Genomic DNA, 15,218 nt, shown 5'->3' with positions numbered 1-15,218 from the left:
TGGGGCCTTAGCGGTCAGTTACCTCCAGCCGGCTCTGTCCATCAGTCGCACGGCTTCGGCATTATGAACACCCAGCTGGTCCAGGGCAAGATCGTCTGCCTTGAATTCACCCCAGGCTGCCAGCGTATCGCTGACGGGGACATCTTCACGAACAGGGTATTCATTGTTGGCTTCGGCATACCAGGTCTGTGCTTCGTCACTGACCAGGAACTCCATCAACTGAACCGCTTCTTCACGGTTCGGCGCATGCTGACTGAGAGCAACGCCACTGATGTTGATGTGAGCGCCGCGGCCATCCTGATTTGGCCAGAACACGGATACCTGGGCAGCCTGTTCACGCTGATCTTCGCTGGTCGCATTGATCATGCCGGCCAGGTAGTAAGTGTTGACTACCGCCAGCTGGCACTGACCAATGGCTACAGCAGCAATCTGGTCACGGTCGCCACCCTGGGGCGGACGTGCCATGTTGGCAACAATACCGCGCGCCCATTCTTCGGTCGCCGCTACGCCATCATGCGCGACCATGGATGCAGCCAGGGACTGGTTGTAAATATTGGATGAGGAACGAATGCAGATGCTGTTGCGCCACTTGGGGTCAGCCAGCGCTTCGTAGGTCGACAGTTCAGCAGGATCGACGCGATCTTTATCGTACACAATGACACGTGAGCGCAGTGATGCTGCGTACCAGTAACCTTCAGAATCACGATACTGCGAAGGTACACGTTGTTCCAGCACGTCAGACTCAACTGGCTGCAACAGGCCCATTTCCTTGGCGCGGTGCAGACGACCCACATCAACAGTCAACAGCAGGTCTGCTGGCGAGTTGACGCCCTCAAGCTCCATACGTGTTGTCAGTTCATCAGCACCTGCCGTGATGAGGTTCACCTGGATGCCGGTCTGTTCGGAGAATCGATCCAGAATCGGTTTGATCAGGTTTTCTTCACGCGCCGAATAGACATTAACCTCGGCCGCCTGCGCCGATGCTGTCAGCAAGCCTGCCAGCGCAGTCATAGCGACAGTTGACGATAACAGCACCTTCTTCAGTGAACGCATCATAACCTCCGGTAATTGGTAATATCTTTAGCAAATGATAATTTCTCTCATTTACATTTGCAATCACCGAATGCGCTTTTGTGCTATCCCGATGCAATTATTCTTGCGCTGACAGCTTTTACTGGGCTGCCGCGTCCGCCTCCTCGCGCCGCGCACCCATCAGGATACCAGGCAGGCCGTAGTTGCCCTCATGACAGGCATATTCATAAATGCGGTCATCACTGGCATTAAAACTCATCTCGCCGCGCCAGACCTGCGTGTAATAGACCGGGTCATCAACCTCAAATTCGTACAGAATCTGATCTTCGGAGTAACGGGTGAATCGCTCAATGACTTTACCCTCGTCTGACAGATTGACCTGGCCGCTGCCGGCCTGTTGGGGGTGCAGGCTCACTGTCTCAACGACCAGCGTATCGCCTTCCCACCAGCCAATCGAGTCTCCCAGCCATTGCTGCAGCTCGGGCGGGCGATGCTCGCCACCGATGGGGATAATTCTGGCATCCTGGTTCATCTCGACCATGATCATCAGATAGTCATCGGTCTGCACAAAACGGTAATGGTTATTGTAAAGAACGTTCAGCATCGGTGGGCCGCCGGTGCCTCCAAAACCAATCAGACAACGTTCGCCCAGCGCACGGCCCTCGGGACCATCATTGCTGCTGAATTTTTCCCGGAATTCGCTCCTCAGCTGCTGGCCCTGCTCGGAATAGGGAATTCGACCATCCGGCGGATCGATGATCCAGGAGCTTCGGTATTCTCCGCGCACCCGGCCAAAACTGCTACCCGGATCAATCCAGAACGCGTTGTAGCCGCGCCCCATGGCAAGGTCAGACCCGTCCAGCAGCTCGCCTGCCTGCAGATTGTCGTCTGTTGCCTGGCGCACATTCTGCGGATGCGCTGCCGTGACCGCAGCCAGCTGATCCTCAGGGATAACCAGCTCATCGTAACGGCCTGCACGCTGCAGGGTGGTAATCGAGGCATTGGTCCAGACCCCCTGAAAGTCAGGTTTACCTGAAGGCGTTCGCGGCGGTTCATAGCCCGGCGCGGTGTTTTCTGCTGCGTTCCCGAGCAAGGGACCGGCAAGCAAAAGTGCTGCCAGCAGGCTTCGACAGGGCGTCACTGAATTAATGATAGTGGCGTTGAGGGTGTTAAAACGAGTCATGGGCATGCGTCCTGTGGCGTACTGTTTTCGTTATTATGGGAGTGAAGGTAGACCAGCCGTTGATTTGAATCAAGTCATAGTCACGGCTTGCCAGGACAAACTGTGTAACGTGACTGGCGGGATGTGTCATAATCGGGACATCCAAGCATAGCTGAGTGTTACCAGCTTTTCCGACCAACCGGGGAGTCAATGATGACAGGAATCCTGAGATTTTTTGCGGTGTTGATATTTGCCGCCGGACTGGCTGCCTGTGGCAGCGACAGCGATTCCGCAAGCGAATCAGCAGCAGGCCCGGAATACACACTGACCCTGAGCATGCCGGAGCTGATGGCGCACGTCCTGGAACCGGTCGCAGACTCGCTGTGGCGCTCGGCAGGCTGGATTGATGACGAAATTGAAGGTTATTACGAACTCTACCCGACCACTGACGAGGGCTGGCATCAGGCTGAAGAGCGAGCCGCCTTGATTGTAGAGATCGGCAATACCCTGATGTTACCGGGTCGCGCCGTTGACAATGACAGTTGGGCGACTTATTCCAAAGCGATGAGCACCGTGGGCCTGAACATGATGCAGGCAGCCGAACAGCAAAATGAAGAAGAGTTTTTTCAGACCGGTGCACAGCTGTACAGCGTCTGTACCGCCTGCCACCAGTCCTACAGTCCGGATATCGCAGGCCGATTCGCACCGTCCAGTCTTTCGCAGTAATGCTGACACGAACTGTACTGTCCATAATCTGTCTGCTTCCAGCCCTGGCTATCGCCCATAATATTGCCGGCGGCGACGCCAGCTTTGTTGCCAGTAATGCCGGAGCCGCGCCAGGGCCATTCATCTACCTTGGCGCCAAGCACATGGTTACCGGTTACGACCATTTGCTGTTTCTGGCCGGTGTCATCTTTTTCCTCAGTCGCGCACTTGATGTCATCAAGTATGTAACGCTTTTTGCTGCGGGCCACAGCATCACATTGATAATAGGCGTACTCGGTGACATCGCCATCAATGCCTATTTCATAGATGCCATTATTGCGTTGTCTGTGGTTTACAAGGCGCTGGAGAATATGGGTGCGTTTCAGGCCCTGGGTCGCTGGAAGCCAGACACACGTGCAGCCGTGTTTGTTTTCGGCCTCTTTCACGGCTTTGGGCTGGCATCCAGTCTGCAGGAACTGCAACTGGCGCCCGAGGGTCTGCTAGTCAACCTGATAAGTTTTAACCTTGGTGTGGAAATTGGCCAGATGATCGCGCTGTTCATGATTTTCATCGTGTTCATGCTGTGGCGCCAGCACCCGTCTTTCCAGCGCCAGGCCTTCCTGAGCAACACCTTATTGATGACTGCAGGCTTCCTTTTGATGTTTTATCAATTGGCAGCCTGGCAGCTCGCCGCCTGACAGGAGTACATTCCATGAGCGATGACCGCAAACGACTGGCCGTGGCAATCAGCAGCGCCTTTTTTGGCGCTCTATTGCTGTTTCTGGCCGTCATACTGCCAGCCGAGTTTGGCCGCGACCCGCTGCGCACAGGGGCGCTGCTGGGCCTGGACACCATGTCCAACACCACAGCAGACGCTCTGCACAGTCAGCTCGAAATTCACAAGAGTGACGAAGTGGAATTTATTCTGGAGCCATTTCAGTCTCTGGAATACAAGTACCTGATGGATCTTGGTCAGGCTCTGGTATTCAGCTGGGAAGCCGAGGGCGAGCTCTACTTTGACATGCATGCCGACAACATCACCGTGGAAAACTATGATGAGAGTTATCTGCAGGGCAATGCCAGCTCTGACCAGGGCATGTACGAGGCCGCGTTTAATGGCATGCACGGCTGGTTCTGGGAAAACCGGGGTTTCGAGACCGTCACGCTGACTCTCAAAACCTCAGGCTTTTACATTCACGCCACCGAGTATCGTGGTGGCAGCAGCATGGATCGCGAACTGCAACCGGTGCTGTAAGACCGCTAGCGCGTCGCCATATGGCAGTTTTCACAGGACGTATACAGGTCGTTATTGAGTTCGACCAGCGCATCAAGGTCACGTGCCTGCGCCGCCTGCCAGGCACGCACTGACGCGTCCCGCATCAATAGCGAATCCTGCAGCCACTGCTCAGTGTCCTGCCGATAGCCGGCGATCAGCAGCAGGTTGGCAGACTCGGCCAGCATCAGAGTCTTGTTCTCCAGCTCACGCCAGGCTGCATCATCTGCCGGTGGCGTTCGGGAAATATAAAACACCGCGTCAGAAGTTGGCTGCACAATACGCGTCATGAAATCCGCCATGCTGGCTGTCGCCTGTGCCTGCTCCATCGACGGCGCCTGCGCCTGCACCAGGCCAGCAACAGCCGCAGCCATGGCGCCTGCTCCCAGCAACAATGAAAGCGTTTTACTGCTTTTGCTTTTGCTCATTCGATACGCTCCTGTTTCCCTTTTACGCCCATCATAAGCACTCCTGCCAAAACTCACTGTCTCATCTCCAGGCCAGATTAACAGACAAAAAAAAGCGCCTGATTGATCCGGATCAACCGGAATGTCAGACGCTTCTTTTGGCAGCCACTGGCTGCCCTCTAACAACTCAGCCAGGATCAAAGAACCTGGCTGGCCATAAGGTCGGTGTTACTGTTCGGTCGGGTCAGACCCGTCGTCCGGTGCACCAATACCTGAGGATCCCATGAACAGCTTGCGGCCATCAGGGAAGGTAATGTCGCGGCCATTGGCGCGGCATGCCGGTGTACACAGCTGGTCTTTACTCTGGTAGCCAGTCACAACAATCTCGGTGCCGATTTCCAGGGAGTTGCGGGTAATACCGCGACGCAGCAATGTGTTGGGCGTGCCGCCCTCTGCCATCCATGCCTGCTCAGAACCATCATCGTTGGTGTGGCGCAGGTGAATCCAGGAGTGAGGGTTGATCCACTCAACACGTGTGATCGGACCACGCAACGCAACAGGAAGGTTGGCGTCAAATTCAGCTGAGAACGCGTGGTGAGCAGTTGCTGGTGTCTTCACACTCATAGCAGCAACGCCACCGACGACCGCCACAGCAGCTACAAGCAGTTTCATTTTCATGATAATCACCCCTATTTATTTAGCTTCATGGCTAAAATATTAACGTTTATAACAGACCAGTACCAGTTTAATCTGATCTGCCTGACGATTATTGATGGCTGTCCGTCTCATTTGCCTTTAATGGCCACTTGCCTCTTCCATGCAGGCTTCCGACCCATCAGCTTTCCGTCAGTATGTCCTACGATGACTGAACCTTTGCTTAACGACTGTGCCCACAGCTTCCGATTCATTCAGAACCCGCGGGCCCAGTAATCAGAACGGCATCACCATTTCTTCAATCGGACGGCCTTTACGGAAGCGCCCGAACATCAATTCTTCCACGAACTCCACACACTTGAATTGCGGCAGCTCAAAGTCCTGTTCAAGTCGACGGTACAGCGGCATGGCGATGGTCCATGGCTCTGTGTACAGTTGCGGATCTTCGATGGTTGCTTCGTATTGAATCACATTTTCATCAACCATCGTGTAACGCTCTGTTACCTTGGATTCCCAGGAACGATAGTTGCCGGCGCGGTCGTACCAGGTCTGATCGATCAGTCCGGAGACTTCCACGACAAAGGTATCGCCTTCCCAATAGCCATAGGACTGCCCCATCCAGGAGTCAATCGGCGGCTCACCGGGATCTTCCAGATAGACATTTCGAACAGCGCCCGCAAACGAATAAGCGATGAAGAACGCACTGTCACTCTGAAAAATCTGAAAAGGGTGAGGCAGGTAAGTAGCCCGCGGCACACCTGGCATGAAGCATTTGATCTCGGGATCGCGCTGCAGCCAGTTCTCGCGGTTTTCATCACGTTGCGCCAGTGCTTCCGGCTTGTAGGGAATGTAACCATCATTAGTGGTAATGACGCCCTGACTGGCCGGAACCGCGCCAACTGCGCCCATTGCAACTACTTCAGGTGCTGGAACCGGCACAAAATCACCTGGCACCATCGCAAAAGCGGATTGTGGTGGTGCTGGCTCCAGGTTGACGTTGGCATTGGAAAGCACCTGCCAGATGCCGTTGAGATCCGGCTTGCCATCCGGCGTGCGCGGGATGCCGCTCTCGGCAGCGCTGCCCTGAGCAGCTGCGGTATTGGTCCCTGACTGTGTCGCGCCAGGCGATTGCGACTCCTGTGGAGCACAAGCCATAACGCTGACGGCCACTGCTGCGGATAATAATTGTAATTTTTTGAACCCGTTAAGCATGGTTTTTCACCTCCCCCGTGTAATCAGCCGATATAAACACTTCGATTTTTTGCTGTCAAGCATGTCGGCAGCTTACCGCAGGGGGATGGGTGCAAAGCTCGGTCAGGGACCCGGTCAATCCCGTCGGTTGCTACTCTTTACGGGTCGCCGTAAATGTCCCCTCACCCATGCCGCCGAGGTTCAATTTGCCGGCCAGCGTGCCATCGGGCAATTGTTCCCCTGAGTAAGTGACTGAGCCCATCTGGCTGGTCAACACAAACTCAAAGTTGTCGCCCTCTGAGCTGCCGGTAAAATCGGTGTTTCCAAGCTGCCCTGAGTAGGTGCCAGTAATGGACCCATCTGCAGCCTCCTGCATGGTGACGCTGGCATTGCCACTGCCCACATCGGCAATTTCAACTGCAAAATTCCAGTCGCCACTTACATCAGCGTAAGCAACAGGGACCAGAAAGCTGGTGAGCAGAGCAATAGCACTGACTGACGTGACGATAGCGCGACGCTTCATCTGTAACATATACAACTCCTTAAAGCGGTGAGATTTTTCACACGTTGTGGATTGGTACCATCGCTGAACTTTGCGCTCAGAAATGACCATCCATAAGCTAACATGGAGCCCTGCAGGAATGAGTGGGTTACAGTGAGGACTGATCGCAGCAATACCACCACTGGTCGCAAGAGTCCTGACATCTCGCAGCGTGCTACGACATGACCGACACAAACGTCCTGTATGAGGCCAGGAAAATTGCTTACTGCGGCGGATCAGGACGGTCGGCAACGCTGCCGTTAACGCGGAACCATCCAGCCAGGCTGTAACGATCGCGCATCGCAGGCAATACCTCGTGCGGGACCTCAGTGCTCAAGAAGACAACAACCGTGCCGTAAACCGGCGACACACGTCGCACGACCTGCTCACCAGCGGCATCGTAAATGGCCAGCTCCCCGCCATCGCTGGACTCCCAGCCCGGGTTAAGATAGGTGACGAGAGACAATTCTCTACGCGCACCACGCTCCAGACCATTCGGACGGAATGCGTCCAGATGCTTTTTGTAGAAGTCACCGGGGCCATAATGGGCAAAATGCGATTCGAAAGAAAACAGACCCAGAAACAGTCGTCGATTCAGATAGGTCTGAAGGCGTTGCGCCCAATCCAGCCAGACTTGCTCCGCCATGGTTGCGCCATCAATCCAGCGCACCTGGTCACGCCGCACAAAGCTGTTGTGCACATGGTCCTGGCTGCGGCCAATACCTGCCGGGTCAAAGTCGCTGTCATTCAGATCGCGCACCTGCTGAAACAGAGGCTGCGCGACCGCCGGAGGCAAGCCATCCAGCACCACAGACCAGGATTGACTGACCAGGTCAGCAGCAATCTGTTCAAACACGAGCTGTTCGGCCAGCAACGCTTCGTTGCCGACCACTTCATTAATCAATGCGGACATTTACGCTTCCTGGCTGTTCTTCATGATCTGGCCGAGGTAGTCGCTGGTCCGCGTCAATTCATAGCGACGGAACTTTATGCGGGGATGCAACTCTCTCATTCGCGAGCTTAGCAGGCCGTGGGCAGAATGCAGCTGGGCATCGGTGATGATATTGTTGACATCACAATCACGCGCCAGCTTCAGCAATCGGTCAAAGTTCACGATGAAATTCTCGGTATGGGTGGTGCGAATCTGGGTGCCATAAAACAGTGGCCCCATGTTTTCGCCACGTCCGGCAAGGATCAGGAATCGGCGCGAGAACACCTCGAAGTCGCCTGTCGCGAAATGATGCCACATTTCCATCATTTCAGCTTCGCTTAACGAGCCGTCACCCGCGGGGCCCTTGCAGGACTGGAGCAAGAGACCGGAAATGCCGCCCAATTGTCTCCGGGTATTATCAGCGATCTTGAAAAAAGTTTCCTGGCGGGCATTTTTCTCATTGGCTGCCAGAGCTTCCGCCTGCCGGGCAGAAACGATATTGCTGTGATAAAGCTCGCGGTTGTTCTGCGCCTGAATGGATTGTTGAATAAACAGACCAATGACCAGCCAGAGGAAGGCCAGCGGTGCGAACGCCCCTTCCAGAAAACTGCCCATATCTTCGATCGGTAAGGTGGCGAAACGTGACCAGCCAACATTGACGGTCATGTACAGGGTGCCGAGCAACAACCAGATGAGTGTGACGACCAGTCCGAACTGAATACGCCAGTCCTGACGATCAAAACCGCGCAGACTGTCTTTGAGACGATTATCGTTTTTATTGTCCATGAATATGCCGGCAAATTGACCCCGATTGACAGGAGCGCCAGCATACTGCGCACTGCCGAAGTGGTCAACGATGGAGCTGTTGAAGCCTCTGACCGAGCAGTTCGTCCAGTTTCGTGCGAATACCCAGGTTGGCCTGTGCCACATCAGTTATCTGTTGGCTGTCCGCATAACGCTGCGCGGACTCGCTCAGTGCCGGCAGATTGTCAAAGAAGCGTGCCAGCTGACGCACGCCAGCCGGCGCAGCACTCATGCCATAACCTAGCTGCTCAAGGCAGAAGGCATTCAGTTGTTGCTCAAACTGCCCCTGCATTGGCAGCGCGAGATAAGGTTTGCCAAGATAAAGCGCCTCACTGATCAGCGTGAAGCCGGCTGTCGCGATCACTGACTGGCACGACTCCAGGTCGCGCAGAAAACCATCAACACTGAACGGCCTGAATGTCAGGTTGGCATCCTCGCCCTGCTGACTGCTGCCGTAGACAATAAACTGGTGTTCCGGGAACTGGCGCAGCAGACCCAACAGAGAAGTGAATTCACTGGTTACGTATACCAGATGGTGACCGCCCTGGTAGGGCCGACATTCAAGAACTTCACGGCGCAGGATTGGCGGAAACAGAAAGGTCCGGTCATTGCGCGGCTCGCCGAAGAAATAGGTGGTGGCCAGCGCGGCATCAGGCGCAGGAATCATCAGCTTGATGATGGTCTCTGTGATGCGGCGTGACCAGGACAGCCCCGGCGGTGACTCATAGCTCATGTACCGCATACGGTGCTGATTATCCAGACTGATCAGAGGCAGATCGAAGAACCATGCCAGCCAGGCGCTGGTCGGTTCAAAATCAGTCAGCACCACATCCGGCTGAAACTCGCGGATCATTCGGCGCAATGTTACCAGGCGGCGCACTGCACGCGGCGCGCGGCGCAGGTTATTCCAGACTGTCTTTAATGGCCGCACACGATTATCATCACTGACAATGTGTAGCCCTTCGATAGCAAAACAGTCAAATTCACCGGCAAGCGCTTTCAGCCCACGATCATAGGTCACCATCTTGAGTTGATGCCCTTCGGCGAGCAGGTGACGGCCGATTTCCATGGCCCGCGACGAATGTCCTGATCCTTCACCCGAAACACCGTACAATATGCGGCTCATAGTCAAATTTCCAATTCATCTGTCCCGAGATGTGACAAGTGTATGGAGAGTTTGTGACAGGCGTATGATTGGCGCAGCGGCTGGCGATTGCCTTCGCCTTGCGTAGCGCCGATAATTGGCAGCTTTAAGCGCAAAGGAGCCCGTGATGTCGGACCAAAAACCCCTGGCTTTTGAGCAGACCCTGGCCGAACTGGAAACACTGGTCAACCAGATGGAAGAAGGGAACATGGGGCTCGAAGACTCACTGGCCGCTTTCGAAAAAGGCATCCGACTGACACGTGAGTGCCAGCAGGCTTTGCAGCAGGCCGAGCTGCGAGTGCAGGTATTAACCAACCCCGATGCCGATCCAGTCAAGCTGGAGCCGCTGGCCACTGCCAACAACGATGCAGTGGAGACCCGGGACTGAGAATGAGCACTCCAGCAGCCAATCAACTGAACTCCTTTTTGAAGCAGTGCCGTGAACGCTGTGACCAGCAGATGGAAAACCGCCTGGCCGCGCTTACCGCCATGCCGCCCCGCCTGGTGGAAGCAATGCGCTACAGCACATTGCTGGGTGGCAAGCGCATACGCCCGTGCCTTGCCTACGCCGCTGCCAACGCGCTCGGCGCACCCATGTCAGCCGCTGATGACGCAGCCTGCGCCGTAGAGATGATGCATTGCTACTCGCTGATTCACGACGACCTGCCCGCCATGGACAACGATGACCTGCGCCGCGGCAAACCCACACTGCACAAGGCTTATGACGAGGCCACAGCCATCCTCGCGGGCGATGCCCTGCAAAGCCTGGCCATACAGATTCTCAGTGAACACAAAGGCAGTGATCCGGTCACCGTGGTGAACATGATCAATATCCTGACGGCAGCCAGTGGCTGCTATGGAATGATTGCGGGCCAGGCGCTGGATACGGGCGCGGTGGGACGACAGCTGACCCAGACCGAACTGGAGACAATGCACCGCCTGAAAACCGGGGCACTGATCTGCGCCAGCGTAGAGCTGGGCGCGCTTAGCGCTGGCTGCCGGGCACCTCAGATAATGGAAGCTCTGCAGGTCTATGCCCGCAACATCGGACTGGCGTTTCAGGTGCACGATGACGTGCTTGATGTCGTCGCCGAAACCGGCACACTGGGCAAGAAACAGGGTGCTGATATCGCTCTGAACAAACCCACTTATGTCAGCCTGCTGGGGCTGGATGGTGCCAGGGAAAAGGCAACCGCCCTGATTCAGGCGGCCAAGGACGCCTTAAGCCCGATTCCGGGCGACACCACCATGCTCAGCTCGATTGCTGACTATGTCACTCAGCGAGCGTACTGAATTGACATCTGATCCAATTAAATGCAGGCTCATGACCAAATGTTAACCGAAATCCCTCTCAGCCGTCCGGACACGCCACTGCTGGACCAGATCAGCTCACCCGCTGACCTCAAGACCATGGATCCCGCCGATTTTCCGGATCTGGCACGCGAACTACGCAACTTCCTGCTGTATTCGGTAGGACAGACTGGTGGGCATTTCGGCGCAGGGCTGGGTGTGGTCGAACTGACCATCGCCCTGCACTACGTGTTTGACACTCCAGAGGACCGGCTGATCTGGGATGTGGGTCATCAGTCCTACCCGCACAAGATACTCACCGGGCGCCGCGAACGGATGCTGACCATGCGCCAGCCTGGTGGCCTGGCAGCCTTCCCCTGCCGTACCGAAAGTGACTACGACTGCTTTGGTGTCGGGCATTCCAGCACATCCATCAGCGCCGCACTGGGCATGATGATTGCCGCCCGGCGCCAGGAAGCCGAGCGGCACGTAATCGCGGTCATCGGTGATGGCGCAATGACCGCAGGTATGGCCTTTGAAGCGCTGAACCATGCCGGCGAGCTGGACGACAATGTGCTTGTCATTCTTAACGACAACAACATGTCTATCTCACGTAATGTCGGCGGCCTGTCCAGCTACTTCGCGCGCATGTGGGCCAGCAAGCCATACAACTTTATTCGTACCGGCAGCAAAAAAATGCTGTCGAAGATTCCTCCGGCACTCAAGGCAGCGCATCGGGCAGAGGAATACATGAAAGGCATGGTGTCACCCGGCACACTGTTTGAAGAAATCGGGTTCAACTACATTGGACTTGTAGATGGCCACGATACAGAACGCCTCATCGAAGTGCTGGGCAATATAAAACAGCTGCGCGGACCGCAGCTGCTGCACATCGTCACACAGAAAGGCAAGGGTTATACCGCATCTGAAAACGATCCGTTCGGCATGCACGCCCTCAGCAAAATCGAAGCCAAGCCCAAGCGCCCAACCAGCGAACCCAAAACGCCGACCTACTCACAGGTTTTTGGCCAGTGGTTGTGCGACATGGCACAGCAGGATGAAAAACTGATTGCGATTACACCCGCCATGAGTGCCGGCTCAGGCATGGACGAGTTTGCTGACCAGTACCCTGAACGCTTTTTTGATGTGGCAATCGCCGAACAGCATGCTGTCACGTTTGCCGCCGGCATGGCCTGCGACGGTCTCAAGCCGGTTGTGGCCATCTACTCCACTTTTCTGCAACGCGCCTACGACCAGTTGATTCACGATGTCGCCATCCAGAATCTGGACGTGCTTTTTGCAATCGACCGGGCTGGTCTGGTTGGCGAAGACGGCCCGACGCATGCTGGCAGCTTTGATCTGTCTTATCTGCGCTGTATACCCAACATGGTGATCATGGCGCCCAGTGATGAGAACGAGTGCCGCCAGATGCTGTATACCGGTCATCAGCACAAGGGTCCTGCGGCAGTGCGGTACGCGCGCGGCAAAGGTCCTGGCGCAAGCATTGCGTCGGACATGACTGAACTGCCAATCGGCAAGGCCGTGGTGCGACGCAAAGGCAATACCGTAGCATTGCTTGCCTTTGGCACCATGTTGAAGCCGGCTCTGGATGCAGCCGAGGCACTGGATGCCACCGTAGTTGATATGCGTTTCATCAAACCCCTGGACACAGAGCTGATCGACCGTATGGCACAGCAGCATTCATTGCTGGTGACCATCGAAGAGAACGCTGTGGCTGGCGGCGCCGGCTCCGCGGTCAATGAGCACCTGCTGAACCAGAATTTCAGAACACCGATTCTGAACATGGGTCTGCCCGACACATTCCTGCCGCACGGCCGCGTGCCAGATATGCTGGCATCGGTGGGCCTTGATCGTGACGGTATTGTCGCCGCAGTCAGAGACAAGCTGACCCGCTGCAAAATTCACTCTCAGGCAGTCTGACCTGTCCGCAACCTAATGGAATCAATCTGACCATGACTGCCACTGACGATCGCAATGCCCGACACAAAAAAGCCATGCAGCGCAAAAAAGAACATGTTGATCAACGCATTGCTGCTGCGACAGTCGACAAGGGACTGCTACTGGTCCTGACAGGCAATGGTAAAGGCAAAAGCTCTTCGGCGTTTGGCATGCTGGCTCGCAGCGTTGGGCATGGCCTGCGCTGTGGCGTGGTGCAGTTCATCAAAGGTCAGTGGGATTGCGGCGAGCACCGCCTGTTTGCTGATCATCCGCTGGTTGAATTTCACGTAATGAATACCGGATTTACCTGGGAAACCCAGGATCGCGAGTCAGATATCGCAGCAGCGACAGCGACCTGGGAGCACGCAGCACGTCTGTTGCGCGACCCTGAAGTTCAGGTCGTTGTGCTGGATGAACTGACCTACATGCTTACTTATGGTTACCTGCCAGCCGACGAGGTTATTCAGGCCTTGCGTGACCGCCCGGCCGACCAGCACGTAATCATCACTGGGCGCAATGCCAGCAAAGCGCTGATCGACATGGCTGATACTGTCAGCGAAGTCACGGATGTAAAACATGCCTTTAACGCCGGTGTCAAAGTCCAGAAAGGTATCGATTATTAAGTTGCCGCTTATGTTGGTCAGACTACAGGGCGCGCTGCTGTTGTTTCTGCTGAGCATCTCTGCGCCCGCCCAGACGCTGGTTGTTACTGACGACAATAATCAGTCAGTGACGCTGCAGGCTCCTGCACAGCGTATTATTACCCTGGCACCATCAATGACCGAGCTGGTGTTCAGCCTGGGCGCGGGAGACCGCATCGTGGGCGTCATGGATTTCAGCAATTACCCGCCAGCTGCCAATGATCTGCCTGTCGTGGGTCGCTTTGACATGCTGGACATGGAACAGATCGTTGCATTGCAACCGGACCTTATCGTCGCGTGGCGCTCTGGCAATCCACGCAGCGCACTGCAAAGACTGCAGGAGCTCGGGTTTACCGTTTACACGGCAGAACCTGAGTCATTGCGCAGTATTGCCTCACATCTGCAACGCCTTGGAGTTCTCACTGGTACCGAGACCAGGGCCAATGCGCTGGCCGAGGACTTTATCGAGCAGCTCGATGCCACTAGCCGGCGTTATGCCGATGACAGGCTTGTTGATGTGTTTTATCAGGTCTGGGATCGGCCGCTGGTGACTGTCGGCGGCAGCGAACTGATCAGTGACATGATCGAAGTCTGCGGCGGTCGGAACGTATTCCGCGAGCTGGGCACGGGCCCAAAGGTCAATCTGGAAGACGTGTTATTAAAAGAACCGGAAGTGATCATCGCCAGTGGATCGGATGAAAACTCTCCAGCCTGGCTTGAGGACTGGCGACGCTGGTCACAGTTGCCGGCAGTAGCAAATGACCACCTGTATGCTATCCCCCCGGATCTGGTTCAACGGCACAGCCTCAGAGCACTGCAGGGACTGGACTTGATGTGTCAGCATATCGACAAGGCCAGATGACAGCTGCACGCTGACGCATCGCGCTACTTGCGTATCAGGTGTCCCATCTTATTGACTTTGACTGCCAGATAGCTTTCGTTGTGGCGATTAAGTCCTGTCTCTATTGGTATGCGGTCAACCACTACTATACCCTGCTCGGTCAATGCGTCGACTTTGCGCGGATTATTGGTCAACAGTCTGACCTGTGAGACGCCGAAGTGGTCCAGCATCGGTTTGCAGACATCATACTCGCGCGCATCAGGTTCGAAACCGAGCTGCACATTGGCTTCAACGGTATCCGCGCCCTTATCCTGCAGTGAGTAGGCCTTCAGCTTATTCAGCAGACCGATGCCACGGCCCTCCTGACGCAGGTAGAGAATCATGCCGCGCCCATGCTCGGCAATTTTTTTCATTGCAAACTCAAGCTGCGGCCCACAGTCGCAACGCATGCTGAACAGGGCATCACCGGTCAGGCACTCTGAGTGCACCCGGCTGATCACCGGCTCATCAGTGCTCAGATCACCCATCGTCAGCACCACGTGCTCTTTGCTTGTCACCATATCCTGAAAACCATGGATACTGAACTCCCCGTGTTCAGTCGGCAACCTGGCAGAAGCAACAAACTTGACTCTCACTCGAATTC

18 protein-coding genes are annotated in these 15,218 nt (G+C 55.5%); 8 read left to right on the top strand and 10 right to left on the bottom strand.

Annotated features, from left to right (window positions below):
• Window positions 1-18: 18 nt before the first annotated feature.
• Together LVD14_RS06430 and LVD14_RS06425 are read right to left on the bottom strand one after the other, a co-directional pair.
• Window positions 19-1,056, bottom strand: coding sequence for a Fe(3+) ABC transporter substrate-binding protein (locus LVD14_RS06430; protein WP_317622681.1), 1,038 nt, complete (start codon window positions 1,054-1,056; stop codon window positions 19-21).
• Between the two features lie 115 nt (window positions 1,057-1,171).
• Window positions 1,172-2,215, bottom strand: coding sequence for a hypothetical protein (locus LVD14_RS06425; RefSeq protein WP_237133205.1), 1,044 nt, complete (start codon window positions 2,213-2,215; stop codon window positions 1,172-1,174).
• Between the two features lie 189 nt (window positions 2,216-2,404).
• Between LVD14_RS06425 and LVD14_RS06420 the strand changes: the two genes are divergently transcribed.
• Genes LVD14_RS06420 through LVD14_RS06410 form a run of 3 tightly spaced genes read left to right on the top strand, consistent with a single transcriptional unit; the run spans window position 2,405 to window position 4,154 of the window.
• A complete protein-coding gene (locus tag LVD14_RS06420; RefSeq protein WP_237133204.1) occupies window positions 2,405-2,920 on the top strand; it encodes a hypothetical protein in 516 nt (171 codons plus the stop codon).
• The gene (locus LVD14_RS06415) at window positions 2,920-3,597 is read left to right on the top strand and encodes a HupE/UreJ family protein (RefSeq protein WP_237133203.1); all 678 of its coding nucleotides are present in this window, start codon (window positions 2,920-2,922) and stop codon (window positions 3,595-3,597) included. The genes LVD14_RS06420 and LVD14_RS06415 overlap by 1 nt, the downstream gene beginning before the upstream one ends.
• Window positions 3,598-3,611: 14 nt before the next feature.
• Window positions 3,612-4,154, top strand: coding sequence for a hypothetical protein (locus LVD14_RS06410; RefSeq protein WP_237133202.1), 543 nt, complete (start codon window positions 3,612-3,614; stop codon window positions 4,152-4,154).
• 5 nt (window positions 4,155-4,159) lie between these two features.
• Here the strand turns inward: LVD14_RS06410 and LVD14_RS06405 are convergent, their stop codons facing one another.
• The 7 genes from LVD14_RS06405 to LVD14_RS06375 form a co-directional block, all read right to left on the bottom strand.
• Complete coding sequence (locus LVD14_RS06405; RefSeq protein ID WP_237133201.1) at window positions 4,160-4,600, bottom strand: hypothetical protein; 441 nt, start codon at window positions 4,598-4,600, stop codon at window positions 4,160-4,162.
• A gap of 207 nt (window positions 4,601-4,807) precedes the next feature.
• Entirely contained in the window at window positions 4,808-5,257 is a 450-nt protein-coding gene (locus LVD14_RS06400) for a DUF6152 family protein (protein ID WP_237133200.1), read from the bottom strand.
• 252 nt (window positions 5,258-5,509) lie between these two features.
• Window positions 5,510-6,388, bottom strand: coding sequence for a hypothetical protein (locus tag LVD14_RS06395; RefSeq protein WP_237133199.1), 879 nt, complete (start codon window positions 6,386-6,388; stop codon window positions 5,510-5,512).
• A gap of 187 nt (window positions 6,389-6,575) precedes the next feature.
• Window positions 6,576-6,956 carry a hypothetical protein gene (locus LVD14_RS06390; protein WP_237133198.1) on the bottom strand — a complete coding sequence of 127 codons (381 nt, stop codon included), beginning with the start codon at window positions 6,954-6,956 and terminating at the stop codon, window positions 6,576-6,578.
• 232 nt (window positions 6,957-7,188) lie between these two features.
• Window positions 7,189-7,878 (bottom strand): 2OG-Fe(II) oxygenase, encoded by a 690-nt coding sequence (locus LVD14_RS06385; protein WP_237133197.1) that lies wholly within the window; start codon window positions 7,876-7,878, stop codon window positions 7,189-7,191.
• The gene (locus tag LVD14_RS06380; protein WP_237133196.1) at window positions 7,879-8,682 is read right to left on the bottom strand and encodes a hypothetical protein; all 804 of its coding nucleotides are present in this window, start codon (window positions 8,680-8,682) and stop codon (window positions 7,879-7,881) included.
• 64 nt (window positions 8,683-8,746) lie between these two features.
• Window positions 8,747-9,826 carry an MJ1255/VC2487 family glycosyltransferase gene (locus LVD14_RS06375; protein ID WP_237133195.1) on the bottom strand — a complete coding sequence of 360 codons (1,080 nt, stop codon included), beginning with the start codon at window positions 9,824-9,826 and terminating at the stop codon, window positions 8,747-8,749.
• A gap of 145 nt (window positions 9,827-9,971) precedes the next feature.
• Here LVD14_RS06375 and LVD14_RS06370 point away from each other — a divergent pair, with 145 nt between their 5' ends.
• From LVD14_RS06370 to LVD14_RS06350, 5 genes are read left to right on the top strand one after another with little or no spacing between them, the layout of a single operon-like run.
• Window positions 9,972-10,232, top strand: a complete 261-nt coding sequence (locus LVD14_RS06370) for an exodeoxyribonuclease VII small subunit (RefSeq protein ID WP_237133194.1) — start codon at window positions 9,972-9,974, stop codon at window positions 10,230-10,232.
• Between the two features lie 2 nt (window positions 10,233-10,234).
• Entirely contained in the window at window positions 10,235-11,137 is a 903-nt protein-coding gene (locus tag LVD14_RS06365) for a polyprenyl synthetase family protein (RefSeq protein WP_411268256.1), read from the top strand.
• A gap of 39 nt (window positions 11,138-11,176) precedes the next feature.
• On the top strand, window positions 11,177-13,075 hold the full coding sequence (gene dxs / locus LVD14_RS06360; RefSeq protein WP_237133193.1) for a 1-deoxy-D-xylulose-5-phosphate synthase: 1,899 nt from the start codon (window positions 11,177-11,179) through the stop codon (window positions 13,073-13,075).
• Window positions 13,076-13,107: 32 nt separating this feature from the next.
• Complete coding sequence (gene cobO / locus LVD14_RS06355; RefSeq protein ID WP_237133192.1) at window positions 13,108-13,716, top strand: cob(I)yrinic acid a,c-diamide adenosyltransferase; 609 nt, start codon at window positions 13,108-13,110, stop codon at window positions 13,714-13,716.
• A gap of 10 nt (window positions 13,717-13,726) precedes the next feature.
• Window positions 13,727-14,596, top strand: a complete 870-nt coding sequence (locus LVD14_RS06350; RefSeq protein WP_237133191.1) for a cobalamin-binding protein — start codon at window positions 13,727-13,729, stop codon at window positions 14,594-14,596.
• A gap of 23 nt (window positions 14,597-14,619) precedes the next feature.
• On the opposite strand, the gene ribA is transcribed toward LVD14_RS06350, so the two are convergent.
• Window positions 14,620-15,210 (bottom strand): GTP cyclohydrolase II, encoded by a 591-nt coding sequence (gene ribA / locus LVD14_RS06345; RefSeq protein ID WP_237133190.1) that lies wholly within the window; start codon window positions 15,208-15,210, stop codon window positions 14,620-14,622.
• Window positions 15,211-15,218 lie beyond the last annotated feature (8 nt).

Source organism: Pseudohongiella sp. O18, from assembly GCF_021729085.1.
In the GTDB taxonomy this organism is placed as follows: Bacteria; Pseudomonadota; Gammaproteobacteria; order Pseudomonadales; family Pseudohongiellaceae; genus Pseudohongiella.
Note: the sequence above shows the minus strand (reverse complement) of the source record. Positions and strands in the feature narration are given on the sequence as shown.